General features: G+C 54.9%; 13 protein-coding genes and 1 tRNA gene. 11 read left to right on the plus strand and 3 right to left on the minus strand.

Translation table 11 applies throughout. From position 1 onward, the window contains the following. Positions 1-189 precede the first annotated feature (189 nt). The 3 genes from ABFB52_RS09945 (at position 190) to ABFB52_RS09955 (ending at position 4,375) form a co-directional block, all read left to right on the plus strand. Positions 190-1,395, plus strand: a complete 1,206-nt coding sequence (locus tag ABFB52_RS09945) for an acetyl-CoA C-acetyltransferase (RefSeq protein WP_129973350.1) — start codon at positions 190-192, stop codon at positions 1,393-1,395. Between the two features lie 17 nt (positions 1,396-1,412). Continuing rightward, positions 1,413-3,557 (plus strand): 3-hydroxyacyl-CoA dehydrogenase NAD-binding domain-containing protein, encoded by a 2,145-nt coding sequence (locus ABFB52_RS09950; protein ID WP_129973351.1) that lies wholly within the window; start codon positions 1,413-1,415, stop codon positions 3,555-3,557. A 95-nt stretch (positions 3,558-3,652) separates the two neighbouring features. After that, a complete protein-coding gene (locus tag ABFB52_RS09955; RefSeq protein WP_007959955.1) occupies positions 3,653-4,375 on the plus strand; it encodes an amidotransferase in 723 nt (240 codons plus the stop codon). A gap of 39 nt (positions 4,376-4,414) precedes the next feature. On the opposite strand, the gene ABFB52_RS09960 is transcribed toward ABFB52_RS09955, so the two are convergent. From ABFB52_RS09960 to ABFB52_RS09970, 3 genes are all read right to left on the minus strand, one after another. Then, positions 4,415-5,386 carry a magnesium and cobalt transport protein CorA gene (locus ABFB52_RS09960; RefSeq protein WP_085748511.1) on the minus strand — a complete coding sequence of 324 codons (972 nt, stop codon included), beginning with the start codon at positions 5,384-5,386 and terminating at the stop codon, positions 4,415-4,417. 134 nt (positions 5,387-5,520) lie between these two features. Next, a complete protein-coding gene (locus ABFB52_RS09965; RefSeq protein WP_085748519.1) occupies positions 5,521-6,243 on the minus strand; it encodes a 1-acylglycerol-3-phosphate O-acyltransferase in 723 nt (240 codons plus the stop codon). A 216-nt stretch (positions 6,244-6,459) separates the two neighbouring features. Then, positions 6,460-7,149, minus strand: a complete 690-nt coding sequence (locus ABFB52_RS09970) for a crotonase/enoyl-CoA hydratase family protein (protein WP_011333225.1) — start codon at positions 7,147-7,149, stop codon at positions 6,460-6,462. Positions 7,150-7,456: 307 nt separating this feature from the next. Here ABFB52_RS09970 and ABFB52_RS09975 point away from each other — a divergent pair. The 8 genes from ABFB52_RS09975 (at position 7,457) to ABFB52_RS10010 (ending at position 14,779) form a co-directional block, all read left to right on the plus strand. Further along, positions 7,457-7,546: transfer RNA gene (locus ABFB52_RS09975), tRNA-Ser, on the plus strand. A gap of 950 nt (positions 7,547-8,496) precedes the next feature. Then, positions 8,497-9,000, plus strand: coding sequence for a hypothetical protein (locus ABFB52_RS09980; RefSeq protein WP_129973352.1), 504 nt, complete (start codon positions 8,497-8,499; stop codon positions 8,998-9,000). Beyond that, positions 9,000-9,269 carry a hypothetical protein gene (locus tag ABFB52_RS09985; protein WP_129973353.1) on the plus strand — a complete coding sequence of 90 codons (270 nt, stop codon included), beginning with the start codon at positions 9,000-9,002 and terminating at the stop codon, positions 9,267-9,269. Before ABFB52_RS09980 ends, ABFB52_RS09985 begins: the two co-directional genes overlap by 1 nt. Then, on the plus strand, positions 9,266-9,637 hold the full coding sequence (locus ABFB52_RS09990) for a hypothetical protein (protein ID WP_129973354.1): 372 nt from the start codon (positions 9,266-9,268) through the stop codon (positions 9,635-9,637). The genes ABFB52_RS09985 and ABFB52_RS09990 overlap by 4 nt, the downstream gene beginning before the upstream one ends. Next, the gene (locus ABFB52_RS09995; protein ID WP_129973355.1) at positions 9,634-11,871 is read left to right on the plus strand and encodes a hypothetical protein; all 2,238 of its coding nucleotides are present in this window, start codon (positions 9,634-9,636) and stop codon (positions 11,869-11,871) included. The genes ABFB52_RS09990 and ABFB52_RS09995 overlap by 4 nt, the downstream gene beginning before the upstream one ends. After that, positions 11,868-12,173: a hypothetical protein gene (locus ABFB52_RS10000; protein ID WP_129973356.1), complete on the plus strand. Its 306-nt coding sequence runs from the start codon at positions 11,868-11,870 to the stop codon at positions 12,171-12,173. The genes ABFB52_RS09995 and ABFB52_RS10000 overlap by 4 nt, the downstream gene beginning before the upstream one ends. Before the next feature lie 473 nt (positions 12,174-12,646). Beyond that, positions 12,647-13,888 carry a hypothetical protein gene (locus tag ABFB52_RS10005; protein WP_129973357.1) on the plus strand — a complete coding sequence of 414 codons (1,242 nt, stop codon included), beginning with the start codon at positions 12,647-12,649 and terminating at the stop codon, positions 13,886-13,888. 57 nt (positions 13,889-13,945) lie between these two features. Then, positions 13,946-14,779, plus strand: coding sequence for a DUF4393 domain-containing protein (locus tag ABFB52_RS10010; protein WP_165369546.1), 834 nt, complete (start codon positions 13,946-13,948; stop codon positions 14,777-14,779). Positions 14,780-15,000: the final 221 nt, after the last annotated feature.

Here is a 15,000-nt window from a genome sequence, read left to right on the forward strand (position 1 = left end):
CATTGCCAGCTTCTTTGCCGCCCGTTTGCTAGACAGCTCGCGCACCTGAACCGGTTAATCAAGCCACGGATGACCGTCCGTCTGAGCGTGCGCGTCAACGTCATTGAGCGCTGTGGTCATTGAATCGATGGCCTGCGAAGACAACAGTGACAGTACGAATTTCACTCACCGCACAGGTTCGAGGACGTCATGACCCAAGCTTTGATTTTCGACGCGTTACGCACGCCCCGTGGCAAGGGCAAGGCCGACGGATCGCTGCACAGCGTCAAACCGGTGAACCTGGTGGCCGGGCTGCTGACCGCTTTGCAGGCACGTACGGCGCTGGACACCAGCCAGATCGATGACGTGGTGCTCGGTTGCGTCACGCCGATTGGCGATCAGGGCTCGGACATCGCCAAGACCGCCGTGCAGGTGGCTGATTGGGACGTCAGCGTCGCGGGCGTGCAGATCAACCGCTTCTGCGCTTCGGGGCTGGAAGCGGTGAACCTGGGGGCGATGAAAGTGCGCTCTGGATTCGAAGACCTGGTGGTAGTTGGTGGCGTCGAATCCATGTCCCGAGTGCCGATGGGCAGCGACGGTGGCGCCTGGGCGCTGGACCCGCAAACCAACCTGCACAGCCACTTCACACCACAAGGCGTCGGCGCCGACCTGATCGCCACACTTGCAGGCTTCAGCCGGCAGGACGTCGATGCCTACGCGCTGCACTCGCAGCAGAAAGCTGCCCGCGCCCGGGCCGACGGTTCGTTCAGCAAGTCGCTGGTGCCGGTGCAGGACCAGAACGGCATCATCCTGCTCGATCACGATGAATTCATTCGCGCCGAGTCGACCCTTGAAGGCCTGGGCAAGCTCAAGCCGAGTTTCGAAATGATCGGCCAGATGCGCTTCGACGCCACGGCATTGCGGGTCTACAGCCATGTCGAGCGGATCAACCATGTGCACACGCCGGGCAACAGCTCGGGGATCGTCGATGGCGCGGCGCTGATGTTGATCGGCTCCGAAGCCAAGGGGCGTGCGTTGGGCCTGCAACCCCGGGCGCGGATCGTCGCCACGGCGGTCACCAGCACCGATCCGACGATCATGCTCACCGGCCCGGCGCCGGCCACTCGCAAGGCATTGGCCAAGGCCGGGCTGCGGGTGGAGGACATCGACCTGTTTGAAGTCAACGAGGCGTTCGCCTCGGTGGTGCTCAAATTCATCAAGGACATGGCTGTCGACCCGGACAAGGTCAACGTCAATGGCGGCTCGATCGCCATGGGCCATCCGCTGGGCGCCACCGGTTGCGCGATCCTCGGCACCTTGCTCGATGAACTGGAAGCCCGGCGCCTGCGCTACGGCCTCGCGACGCTGTGCGTCGGCGGCGGCATGGGCATCGCCACCATCATCGAACGCCTCTGACCCCAAGGAATCCTGTCATGACCCAAGCCATTCGTTACGAAAAAGGCCAGGACGGTATCGTTCTCCTGACCATCGACATGCCGGGCCAGAGCGCCAACACCATGAACGCGGTGTACCGCGAGGCCATGGCCGACAGCGTCGCCCGACTGCAGGCGGAAAAAGATGACATCGCCGGGGTGATCATCACTTCGGCCAAGAAAACCTTCTTCGCCGGCGGCGACCTGAATGAATTGATCAAGGTCGGTAAGCCCGAAGCCAAGGCGTTCTACGACATGGTGCTGACCCTCAAGGGCCAGTTGCGCACTCTGGAAACCCTCGGCAAACCGGTGGTCGCGGCGATCAACGGCGCGGCGCTCGGCGGCGGCTGGGAAATCTGCCTGGCCTGCCACCACCGCGTTGCGTTGGACGATGCATCGGTGCAACTCGGTTTGCCGGAAGTGACCCTCGGCCTGTTGCCGGGCGGCGGTGGCGTGGTGCGGATGGTGCGGATGCTGGGCATCGAAAAGGCTTTGCCGTATTTGCTTGAAGGCAAGAAAGTCCGTCCGCAGCAGGCGTTGCAGGCCGGATTGATCGATGAGCTGGCGGCGGATCGCGATGAGCTGCTGGCCAAGGCCCGGGCCTGGATTCTGGCCAATCCTGCGGCCGTGCAGCGTTGGGATGTGAAGGGTTATCAGATTCCCGGCGGCACTCCGTCGAACCCGAAAGTTGCTCAGATGCTGGCGATTGCGCCGTCGATCCTGCGCACCAAAACCCAGGGCACGTTGCCGGCGCCGGAGAAGATTCTGTGCGCGGCGGTGGAAGGCGCGCAGGTGGATTTCGACACGGCGCACCTGATCGAAACCCGCTACTTCACCGAACTGACCACCGGCCAGATCTCGAAAAACCTGATCGGCACCTTCTGGTTTCAGCTCAATGAAATCAATGCCGGCGGTTCGCGGCCGCAGGGTTTTGCGCCTTATGTGACGAAGCGTGTGGGCGTGCTTGGCGCCGGAATGATGGGGGCGGGAATCGCGTACGTCAGCGCTGTGGCCGGAATCGATGTGGTGCTCAAGGACATCAACCTTGCTGCTGCCGAAAAGGGCAAGGCGCATTCGGCGGCGCTGCTGGATAAAAAAGTCGCTCGTGGGCAAATGTCTGCGCAGCAGCGTGAAGCGGTGCTGGCGCGTATCCAGCCGACCGAAAGCGATGCCGATCTGGCGGGTTGCGATCTGATCATCGAGGCGGTGTTCGAGGATCGTCAACTCAAGGCCAAGGTCTCGGCAGCAGCGCAACAGATGGTTGGCGCCGACGCTGTGATTGCTTCCAACACATCGACCTTGCCCATCACTGGCTTGGCGACCGCAGTACCGGATCAAAGCAAGTTCATCGGCCTGCACTTCTTCAGCCCGGTGGAAAAGATGCCGCTGGTGGAAATCATCAAGGGCGCGCAAACCAGCGACGAAACCCTCGCACGCGGGTTCGATTTCGTACTGCAAATCAAGAAAACCCCGATTGTGGTCAACGACAGTCGCGGATTCTTCACGTCGCGAGTATTCGGCACTTTCACCAATGAAGGCATTGCGATGCTGGGTGAGGGCGTCAGCGCGCCGATGATCGAGACCGAAGCGCGCAAGGCCGGCATGCCTGTAGGACCGCTGGCGATCTCTGACGAAGTTTCCCTCAGCCTGATGAGCCATATCCGTCAGCAAACGGCCAAAGACCTTCAAGCAGAAGGGAAACCGCTGATTGAGCACCCGGCGTTCGCCGTGATTGACTTGCTGCTCAACGAATACAAGCGGCCGGGCAAGGCAGCGGGAGGCGGTTTTTATGAGTACCCGGCGGGTGGGCAGAAACATCTGTGGCCCGAGCTGAGAACCCGTTTCGAGAAAGCCGACGGGCAGATATCGCCGAAGGATGTGCGTGATCGACTGCTGTTCGTGCAGGCCATCGAAACCGTGCGCTGTGTGGAGGAAGGCGTGCTGACGTCGACGGCGGACGCCAACGTCGGCTCGATCTTCGGCATCGGTTTCGCGGCATGGACGGGCGGTGCGCTGCAGTTCATCAACCAATATGGCGTGAAGGACTTTGTCGCCCGGGCGCAGTATCTGGCGGAGCAGTACGGAGAGCGTTTCGCACCGCCCGCGCTGCTGCTGGAAAAAGCTGCCAAGGGCGAGTTGTTCTAACGGGGAGGGGACGCATTTCGGGGCTTGCCTTGCCGGGTGGTTTCAAGGCAGGCTCTGGGGTGTGCATTATTCCCATCACGTGTCAGGTATTTTTTATGTCGCTACGCATCTGCATTCTGGAAACCGACATCCTGCGTCCGGAACTGGTCGATGAATATCAGGGTTACGGGCAGATGTTCCAGCGCCTGTTCTCGCAACAGCCGATCGCCGCCGAGTTTACGGTGTACAACGTGATGCAGGGCGATTATCCGAGTGATGACCTGACCTTCGATGCGTATCTGGTTACCGGCAGCAAGGCCGACTCGTTCGGTACCGATCCGTGGATCCAGACCCTCAAGCAATACCTGCTGACCCGCTATGAGCGCGGCGACAAACTGCTCGGCGTGTGCTTCGGCCATCAACTGCTGGCGCTGCTGCTGGGTGGCAAGAGCGAGCGCGCCACGCAAGGCTGGGGTGTCGGCATCCACAACTACAAACTGGCGGCCAAGGCTCCGTGGATGAGCCCGGTGCGTGAAGAGCTGACGCTGTTGATCAGCCACCAGGATCAGGTGACGGCGTTGCCGGAAAACGCGACGGTGATTGCATCGAGCGATTTCTGCCCGTTTGCCGCGTACCACATCAACGATCAGGTGCTGTGCTTCCAGGGTCATCCGGAATTCATTCACGACTATTCGCGAGCGCTGCTGGATCTGCGTCAGGAAGCGCTGGGCGAGCAGGTGTACAGCAAGGGCGTGGCCAGCCTGGAACATCAGCACCACGGCACCACCGTGGCGGAATGGATGATGCGTTTCGTGGCGCACAAGCCGACCGCTGCTTGAATCCAGACGCCCCCTTGTTTTACACGGGGGCGTTTTTTCTTATAGCCAGCCGGATTTCTTGAAGCTCGCCCACAGGCTCACGCAGCCGACCGTGATAAAGCCCAGCACGCCGAAATAGCCGTAGTGCCAGCTCAGCTCCGGCATGTTCTGGAAGTTCATCCCGTAGATCCCCGCCACCGCTGTCGGGAACGCCAGAATCGCCGCCCATGCCGCGAATTTGCGTTGCACCACGCTCTGGCGTGACGCCTCTAGCAACACGCCGATTTCGATGGTCTGGCTGGCGATATCGGCCAGGGTGGTCAGATCTTCCATCTGCCGATTCACGTGGATCTGCACGTCGCGAAAGTAAGGGCGCATGTTCTTGTCGATGAAGGGAAAGCTCAGCTTCTGCAGCTCCTCGCCGATTTCCACCATCGGCGCGGCGTAACGGCGCAGGCGCAGGACGTCGCGACGCAGGCCGTGCAGTTTCTGGATGTCGTATTCATTCAATGCGCTGCACAACACGTTGCGTTCCAGCTCATCGATCTCGGCGTGGATCGCTTCGCCCACCGGCTGATAGTTTTCGATCACGAAATCCAGCAGCGCATACAGTACGAAATCTTCCCCGTGCTCCAGCAACAGTGGCCGCGCCTCACAGCGTTGACGGACGTGGGCGTAGGACGCCGAGTGGCCATTGCGGGCAGTGATGATGTAGCCCTTGCCGGCGAAGATGTGGGTTTCGATGAACTGCAGAATCCCGTGTTCGCGCACCGGCGAGTAGGTGACGATGAACAGCGCGTCGCCAAAGGTTTCCAGCTTCGGCCGGCTGTGCTTTTCCAGGGCGTCTTCGATGGCCAGTTCGTGCAGGTTGAACTGACGTTGCAGGTTGGACAGTTCCTGGGCGCTCGGCTCTTCGAGGCCGATCCAGACGAAGTGGCCGGTCTTGGCGGCCCAGGCCGCGCCTTCGTCGAGGGAAATATTGGTGACTTTCTTACCAGCGCTGTAAACCGCAGCAGCAACAACTCGACCCATGGTGGTGATTCACTTCTTCTTGGCAGATGGCAGGGGAGACATGGCTTCAGCTTAGCCGTGTCGCTGCTTGAGAGTCAGTGAAATCTGCACAGTTCACCGGGCAAAAGAAAACCCGCACAGGGCGGGCTTCTTTTTCACGCAGCTTGCAGCTGCCGGTCCATCGCATCGATGCATTCGCGCATCTGTTCGCGGCACTGGTTGATCAGCATGGGCATGTCATCCATGGTCAGGCCGACGGTAGGAATTGCCGGCAGCGAGCGTATGAGAACTTTCCCGCTGTGCCAGCGGTTCAGACGCATGTGCTTGATGTAGCTGCTGACACACACCGGAACGATCGGCACCCCGGCGGCGATGGCCATCTGGAACGCGCCTTTCTTGAATGGCAGCAGTTCCTCACCCAGGTTGCGCGTGCCTTCCGGGAACACCCAGATTGAGGTGTCTTTGTGCTGCAAGGTGTCGGTGGTGGTCAGCATCGACTGGCGCGCCTTGTGCGCGTTCCCACGATCGATCAACACATTGCCCGCCAGCCAGAACAGCTGCCCGAACAGCGGCACCCACTTCAGGCTCTTTTTGCCGATGCACACCGTCCGACGCGGCACCACGTTGCCGAACACGAACAGGTCATAGTTGGACTGATGATTGGCGATGATCACGCAGCTGTCGGGTTTGTTCATCAACGGGCCGACTTCGGCCTTCACTCGCAGACGCAAAATGCACATGGCCGGCAGTGCATAGAGGCGGGCGCACAGGCGACTGTTGTCCGGATTGAATGGCCGGCACAGCCCGAGGATCACTCCGAGTATCCCCGCCAGAATAAAGTGCAGGCCCATCAATAACATACGAAACACAAACAGCATTTTCAGGCCCATCGGGACAAAAGGTGGCGCAGTGTACGGATGTGCACTGTTTTCGGCAATTGCCGCTATAGAGTCCGGAGATGGGCGATGTTTAAGCGCATGTTTCCGACTTGTTGGTCAGAGGCGTCCTAGAGCTGCCGCGGAGTTTTCAACAAGCCGCGTAAGAAAAAGCCCGACACGACGGTGGGGCTTTTCTGAATCGGTATGAGCCGGGTGTCACCCCAGATGCTCCTGATCCTGGATGATCGCGTTGTCCAGGGTTTCCAGCAGCGCCTTGCGCACTTTCAACTTGGTGTTCTTGTGTGCGGTCATGTTGATCTTTTTCAACTGACGCGCGGCGGCGAGGGCGGCGCCTTGCAGTTCTTCGGCCGCGACCACTTTGTCGAGGAAGCCGGCATCCACTGCGCTTTGCGGATCGAACATCTCGCCATTGATGACCGAGCGGTGGAAGGCCGAGCGACGCAGGCGATCACGGGCCAGCTCGATGCCGGCGTGGTGCATGGTCATGCCGATCTGCACTTCGTTCAGACCAATGCTGAACGGGCCGTCGACACCGATCCGGTAATCGGCGGACAACAGAATGAATGCGCCTTTGGCTACGGCATGCCCCGGGCAAGCAACAATCACCGGGAACGGGTGCGACAACAGGCGGCGGGCCAGGGTCGAGCCGGCGGTCACCAGCGACACGGCTTCTTTAGGGCCGGCAGTCATCACTTTCAGGTCGTAGCCGCCAGAGAGAATGCCCGGCTGACCGGTGATGATCACAATGGCACGATCCGCCACCGCCTGATCCAGCGCCGCGTTGAAGGCCGCGATCACGTCCGGGGAAATGGCGTTGACCTTGCCGTTGCTCAGGGTCAGGGTCGCGATACCGTCTTCGAGGTGGTAGGCAATCAGGTCGCTCATGGCGCAATTCCTTATAAGAAAGATGGGCAGACGTTACCCACCGTCGCCGGTCAGGTAAAGCACTGTGACTGACCCGCCAGTCACCGTTTACCGGCCGATGCGCTGCAACACGCCCCGCGCCTGACGCCTGCGCACCTATATAGAAGGGCTGCGCCCACCCGAGATTGGCCGGATTGCCATGGCCCCTAGAAGGTGGAAGCGACTTTTTCTCTTAACCGCATGAAAATTCTGAAAAAAAGTTTGCCATCAGAAAAGCTTTCGACTACATTAGCGCGCCTCGACAGACAGAACATGTTTGAAGAGATACGGTGAAGTGTCCGAGTGGCTTAAGGAGCACGCCTGGAAAGTGTGTATACAGGAAACTGTATCGAGAGTTCGAATCTCTCCTTCACCGCCAAATTTAGAAAACCCCGTGAATTCAGTTACTTAGAGTTCGCGGGGTTTTTCGTTTGTACTACTAAATTGTATTACTCCCGCCTATCAGAATGTGCTTGGTGAGAATCGTCATTTCGGCCCCAAGTACTCTCTCATCCATTTCGTGTCATTTCACCATTCTCTCCGAATCAAACACTTCTAAACCATTTCTCCACTTGTCGGAATTTTTAGAAATGATTTGCTTTTTTGTTGAGTATGTGATTGCAATTTTAAGATTCTCGTGGTATAATGGTGTACCAATAAGGAAGTTTTATTGGTGTTGTACCGTCTAGTTCTAAAACCATTCAAACTTTCACTAACCGGCGACTAAGCCGAGTGGTGCTTTTGGCCGTCTGTAATTGCAGATTCCTTCACCGTCTCTGACCGGTGGGCCAATTTCAGAGAGGCGGTTGCGAGCTGCCGCGTCGCGTCTACGGCGATAGCCTCTAGGCATAGACCTATAATTTATTAAATATTTGCACCGAGACGTAGTTGCCGCTGTGCTCGGTGTTTTGTGGCCTGTCTGTATCCAGCACTTCCAAGGGTGTGGCCAAACTTGGAGGCGGGACTTGTGACCCCGTCGCTATCGCCGTCTACGATAGTTTCCCGGTGCCTGCTTTCACCGATAGACGCTCGAATTCGTTTCAAACTCACGTAACTTCGAATGACTAGTTCAATCGGTAGCCGGACGTCGTTCCGGCTTTCTTTTGGTTGGTGCAGGGTTACGCGGACAATTCAAACATACCAAGTCAACTTTCCGGAGGCCATATGGCAGTAACCGCAGTAAGACCGTGCGTGGTCTGTAGCGCACCAATGAACACCCAGCGATCAACTAAGCAGACATGTAGCGAGCGCTGCACGAAAGCCCATTACCGCGCCAAGCAGCGCCAACATGCAACACAACCTACTACAAAAGCAGAGGGAAACAAAACCATGAGTCAATTGTTCCAGCCAGATGCAGCGCATCTAAAACGTTTACAAGACATAGAAGTCGATTTCTACAAAAACCGTACCCAATGCAATATCCAAGGGCGTGAGCAACTTGGAATGATGGAGTCTTTCGAGATTCAAGGGCTACAACAAGCCTTGGACAAGTATGCTGAGTTGATCAGCGAAGGTTACACACCGTCAGCGGAGATCGAGCATCTACCTAAAATGGTAGCCGGGCCATTGGTTGACTGGGTGAATCTGTCTTTGCGTAAGCCAGAGTCGCAAGTTGAACAAGAAATTGCACAGATCAAGGCTCAAGTGGAATCTGATTACCTTGCTCGTCTAGAGGCTGAAAAAGCAGCCTGTGTGGCTAAAGAAGTGGAATCACTTTTGGCCAGTGAGCGCCGTAAGCGTCAGCAAGCTGAGTTGGATGCTAAGGCAGCACAAGAGGCAGAAGAATACGCAAGGGTAGAGGCTGAAGTGCTAGCAGCGCTTGGAGGTAAGTAATGGCTGATACCAAGCTAATTGATCCAGCATCATTGAATGGGACAGAACTTCTACTACGTCAGAAACATTGTCCAGAGACACTTGCTGCAAGCTCTCCAGAGGCCCCGCAAGGCCTTGTAATGAATGATGCGCTACCAGCGCATCAAGAAGTGCTTAAAGCGTCTGGTATGAGTGTAGAAGAGCTTGCAGAGATGGTTCAGGTGGAGTTGCGTAATCAGAAATTACTAGAGCTTGCAAGGCAAGCCCAAAAGAACAAAGGGAATAAATGACAAAAATTGCTACACCGATTCAGGAGCTGAAAAAATCTCCGCAACAATACTACGCTGTATATAGAGTTTCAAATCCCGCAAGTGTTTCCGTCTTTTTGGGTCTTGCCCATGCATATGTCCAGCGTCGTAGCGGAAGCACGATAGATTTTGCCCACCACTGGTTCGCTTTGGATGGAGATACAACCATCATCACCGTACAGGGTAGCCGTAATGCCCTGAGTTTCCTTGGTGAATACATCAACACTCACACACGCTATGTCTGTGATGTTCAAGTGATCTACCACGGGTGGGGTTTTAAAACATTCAAAGCCATTGCAGATGATCTTTATGCCCGCCGCCTAAGCCTTCGTGAAGGGGCTAGTCGATGAGTGTTAACGAAGAAATTGCACGCCTAACCGGCAAGCTAGTCTTTGACGTTTCAAGCGCTCCGCTGACAAGGTTTCTCGGAATGCTCAAGACTGCCGAAACGGCTATGGCTCGTGTTGGAAAAGAAGCCCAACAGCTACAAGCTAAGTTGAACAAAGCATTTAATGTCACCGGTAAAGGCATGAGTGCGGAACGGGTGAAGCTCAATGCCGAAATTCGTAGGTCGTTGGACAGAGAACTTGCCATCGAAACCAAGCTTTCCAAGCTTCGCCGTCACCAGTTTGCTGAGGGCCTGGCTCAGCAACGTTTGATTGCAGCAGGCACACGTCAAGAGAGCTGGATGCAGAGTGCAGCGCTTAAAGATCAAATTCAGCGTGCAGTCGTTGCTGCGAAATTGCAGAAGGTGCAGCAAGAGACGCTCAAAACCAAGTTGGGCGAGGCCAAGCTACAAGGTGCTGCCGAACAGTCGGCACTTCGCCAAGCGCGATTGGCTGACATTCTGCAAAAGAGACAAGCCAGAACAGTGCAGCTTCAACAGCAAGCCGTGTTGGCTCAAAACAAGTTTCAGAGAGCTGAGGCAGCGCTGAACAACGCTCGTGCTAGTGGCATTCGTCAGGCCGAGCGATACGAGGCCTCTAAGGTGGCAGCGGCTGTACGTGAGGCTCGTGCGGCGGTACGGCAAGATCAAGCGACCCAGCGTTTCACCTTTGCGGCTGAGCGTCACGCGGCTTGGAAGGCCCGTCAGGAGGCACCAAAAGAAATGGATTTCGGCGGTCTCGCCGTTGGCTTCTCAGCAGCCTCAGCAGCGGTGTACAGCCTTGTGAAAGGAATCGGATACCTGAACGAAAGGATTCAACAGCGTCAGGAGAGTGCGAGTACGGCAGAAAGCTTTAACTCAGCACTCCAGTCAGCCGGAGGCAAGAACCCAGCAAACCAGAAATTTGCTCGTGATCAGTTTGTAGATATCTCGAACAAGTATGGTCAGGAAGTATCGGTAGAGACGGCAAAGTCCTTTGCTCTATTCATCCAAGGTCAATTGGCACTCGGTAAGACACTCGCCCAAGCTACCAAGATGTTCGAGGATCAGTCTGCGACATTCCGCGCTGCTGCCCTAGATAAAGAGGCTCAGAAGCGAGCTGCTTATCAGTTGAATCAGATCAGGGCAAAGGGGAAGCCTGAGGGAAGCGACGTAAACGATCTCGGAGATGCGCTGGGAGCCCCAGTGATGGCCGCAATCAGGCAGGCTGCTGCAACCCGTCTGGGATTCAAAGGTAAGGCAGAGGAGCAGGTTTCTTGGTTTAAGAAGTCGGTAACTGACGGCCTAATCTTAGCTAAAGACTTTGATCAGGGCATGACCAATTTCCTGAACGGTAATAGAGATCTGTTGGAAAGGCAGATGAACTCTATTGCGGCGAATCAACAGCGTACAGAAAACCAAGCGTATCTGAACGACAACACAGTCAACACTAATGCTGAATTGAAAGCAGTAATTCTTGATCGGATCAAGGCAGAGAATGAACTCAACACTGCGTTGCAGCCATTGATGAACTCACTCCGCGATTTCGACCAAGGACTGACAAAATTCAATACGTCGTTGATCCGTATGCTAATCGGACACGATGCAGATGGTAATGCTGTACCAAATGCAATGCAGAAAGATCCGAATGGTCTACCGGGTACAGTTGGTGCAGCACTTGGCCCAAGATTGAAGCCAGAATCGCCAGATGAGCAAGCAACTTTGGATGATCGTGCTAAGCCCGGACTATTGAATGGCCTACGCCGTCTATTCACGGGTGTATCTATTGAGGATGATCAAGCGGCGGCTCAAGAAAATAGAGAGCGTTGGGGGGGCGGTAAATTCAAAATCAACCCCGTCGAGACAGGAAATTTTGACGTTTTCTCTTTGAGGCTGAATTTGCCAGCTTTTGAAGAGAAATTTGCTGATCTTGCTGAGCGAGTTGGGGAGTACACACGCTTTCGCGAGGACTCAATACAGCCGATTACCTCAAGAGAGCTAATGAGGGCTTCTGGTTCTTCTGTGCAGTACCCAGTGCAGCAAATCACAACGACAAATGAGCATGTTACAAATAACAACAATAACGAAGTGCGTAACGAGATCACAGTCAATATAACTGCTCCTGCTGGTGCGGATGCTCCCGAGATTGGTAAGGCTGTTCGTGAGGAAGTTGGGAAGATGTTGCGTGAAACTGGCATCAACCAACAAGAGGTGCAATGAGGGTGCTGTCTATCATCAAGGCAATCATGCTTGGTGCGTTGTTGCAGATAGCGGTGGGAACTGGTCTCACCGTTTATTTGTTCAATCATGCAAGCGATATGGCTTTGCAATATGCTCAGATGGCTGAGCGTAAGGCTAACGCTTACACGGATATGGCTAAGCAAAGTATGACTGAGGTTATACATGATCAATACAATCGCCTCCAGCTTGAACAGAGCAGGGAGCGTGAGGATATGAAGAATTGGGTTGATCGTCGTATTGATTTAAAGGTGTCTCAAGCCTTACGGGCGATCAAGCAATGAGATACGAAGATATTGCTAGCGAAGCCAATCACACTCAAGCATGCCGTGAGTACATCGATGAGCGTTACGGAGTATCTGTAGCGCTTCAGCTTCCCTCTGTAATTGAGACTCTGTGGGATTGCGTCCTCTTCGGTATGCCCGAAGGATTGGCACACATTGCAATCTTTGGTCAGCACGGACTAGCGATACCCACGAAGAACTAACCACACCCTATGCTATTGAGCTACGCCTCAATACATCGCTGAAAGTCACGCCCTGTAAGGGTTTGAGCCACTTTTTAGTGTGCATGAATCATGTGCGTGAGCACATACATTTTCCTCTTAAGTAGGTAATTCCAATGAAAGTATGCAACTGCCGCTATTGCGGACGTGAATTCACTGTGGCGAAGCCAATGCCATTCTGCTGTGGCTCATGCCGTACCACATACAAGTTAATGCAAGCCCGTAAACAGACGATCCAAGTAGGAGTCATTAATGACAACAGCAACACCGAAAAAGACTAAGGCTACACGCCAGCCAACTTGCCCACACTGCAAGAAGCGTTTCCGAACCACCAGCGCTAAAGCCATCTACTGCACCCGTACATGCAAAGACAAAGCAGCCTCAGCGAAGAAACGGGTTAAGTATGTTGCCAAGGCAACCGATAGTGCGTTCATGCGAACACTGGCCTTTGAGGCCTCCCGTGCCGGTACATACGAGATCTTCACCGGCCACACCCCTGAGTCACTGGCCGAGCTACATGGCCTATACGTTCTCAAGCAGCGTGCAAACCGTTTTGGTGACGCCAAGGATTTCGAGCTATCGCACATTGCTCCATCACAAGGACGCGAGATCGTTGGGCTATACCACCCACAAAACCTGATCGTCGCACCCAAGGCAATGAACCGCGCTCATGGTAACCGCCACTACGGCCACGGTCTGAGCCTTGATCGCAACAAGCTGAACCCACGCTACATGATTAAGAAGGGCACGCCACAGGCTGACGTCATCAAGGGAATTGTCCAGTTCATCGGCACCGAAACTGTTGCTGAAGCGGCGAAGCTTGCAGGTATTCAACCTTGCAGACGTATTGCCACGCTGAGCTGGCTCCATGAGCATTTGAACCCACGCAACCCACAGCATCGTGACTGGCTGGACAATCTCGACACAATGCAGACAAAGGCGCTGACAGCATTGAAGGCATCTGTGCAGGGAAAGTCGGGAAGTGATTTCAAGATCACCACCCGATCCTACACGCAGCTTGAGGTGCTGCTCCTGGGACTGGAGCAACAAATTCAATACCGCCCTGAATTGGTTAAGGTGCATGACGCCATCTACGCCGCTCTTAGTCCTCTAATCAGCGACCGCTTTGACGATGAGTGGGTGCCTTATTGGACTTTGATTGGGATGGTCGAGTCCCTGAGCAGACAGCCATCTTTGCATGATCTCTTGTCCGCACCAGAGCTGCTACAAGCTATATTCGATGTGCTTCACGGGAAAGATGTAAATGCCATTTTCCCAGTGCTGGAAGCCTTCGTAGAGCGTCACAGCGGAGCTGTAGAGCGTATCCCGCCATACGCACCAATCGTGTTCAGAATGCAGCGCCCAGTAAGTGTAGTGGCGACGGTGCAAAGCCCTGTTAGCGTCCTCGCTGGCAGGTTCGCTGATGAGCTGGAAGTCCACTTGATGACGCCTGAGGTGATCCCTGTGCTGAATTTCACCGCACCTACTGTCTGATACTCTCAGGACATGGCATTCTGCTTTGTAGGGGTATTCATGGATCAGGAGCAGGCAATGGGCGAAGAATCAGGCGGCGACAACAAAGTTAAGGAAACAATCGATGCTGTGACGGGCTTGGTCAAGGCTGTTCCAATTTATCAGGACGCTCTTCAGCCCGTGGCAAAGCAGCTCGGTAAATCCTTGGAGACGGTCGGTAAGGCGATTAACGTCGCCCTTGCTCCTGTTGGTGCGTTGGTTTGGGGCTATGAAAAGTGCCAAGAGTTCATATCGACCACGGTGGCTGATCGCCTAAAGGATGTCCCGCCTGAAGACATCATTACTCCAAAGCCAAATGTGGCTGGCCCTGCAATCGAGGCTCTGCGATACACAGGTCACGAAGAGTCTCTGAGTGATATGTACGCCAACCTTCTTGCTGCTGCTATGGATAAGAAGACGGCAAGCGGCGCACACCCGGCTTTTGTGGAAATCATCAAGCAAATGACTCCAGACGAGGCAAAACTGATGGCCTTGTTATTAGGGGGTGGGCTATTTCCTGTGATGACTGTGCAAGCCCGGAGGGCAGAGGGCGGTTCAAAGGATGCGTTAGTAAACCTCTCTCTGCTTGGGAATGAAGCCAACTTGGAGCATCGGCATCTAACGCCCACCTATCTCGATAATTTATGCCGACTCGGCTTGATCGAAATTCCTGATGGTCAAAGTTATACAGACAAGGATGTTTATGAGGCGCTCGAAAAATCTAGTGAGGCTGCCTCATTGAAGGCCCATATAGAAAGTCTTAGTCACACGTGCTACTTCAAGCATGGGCTTGTTAAGACGACCACAATGGGAAAACAGTTTGGAAAAATTTGCGTTAAGCCCGTTATAAAAAACTCTGAGAAAGCCTCTTAAAACTTACGAAAACTATGCTGGCAAAGTAGGTTAGAAGAACGTCAGTTCTTAGGTGGCTGTCCTCTAAGCCAGCATTTCCGGGGTTCTCCGTTTTTCAGAGATAAGCTCGATTCGGTGAGAACGCTTCAATCCGAGGTTTCTACGCCAAACCGGCAGTTTTGAGCCGGAATCATCATTTTCTGCAAAATCACACTCCCCCTAGGCCTCCTTGCACAAAGACC

Origin of the sequence: Pseudomonas sp. 9.2(2024) (genome assembly GCF_039695385.1) — a bacterium.
Classification (GTDB): Bacteria; Pseudomonadota; Gammaproteobacteria; order Pseudomonadales; family Pseudomonadaceae; genus Aquipseudomonas; species Aquipseudomonas paraglycinae.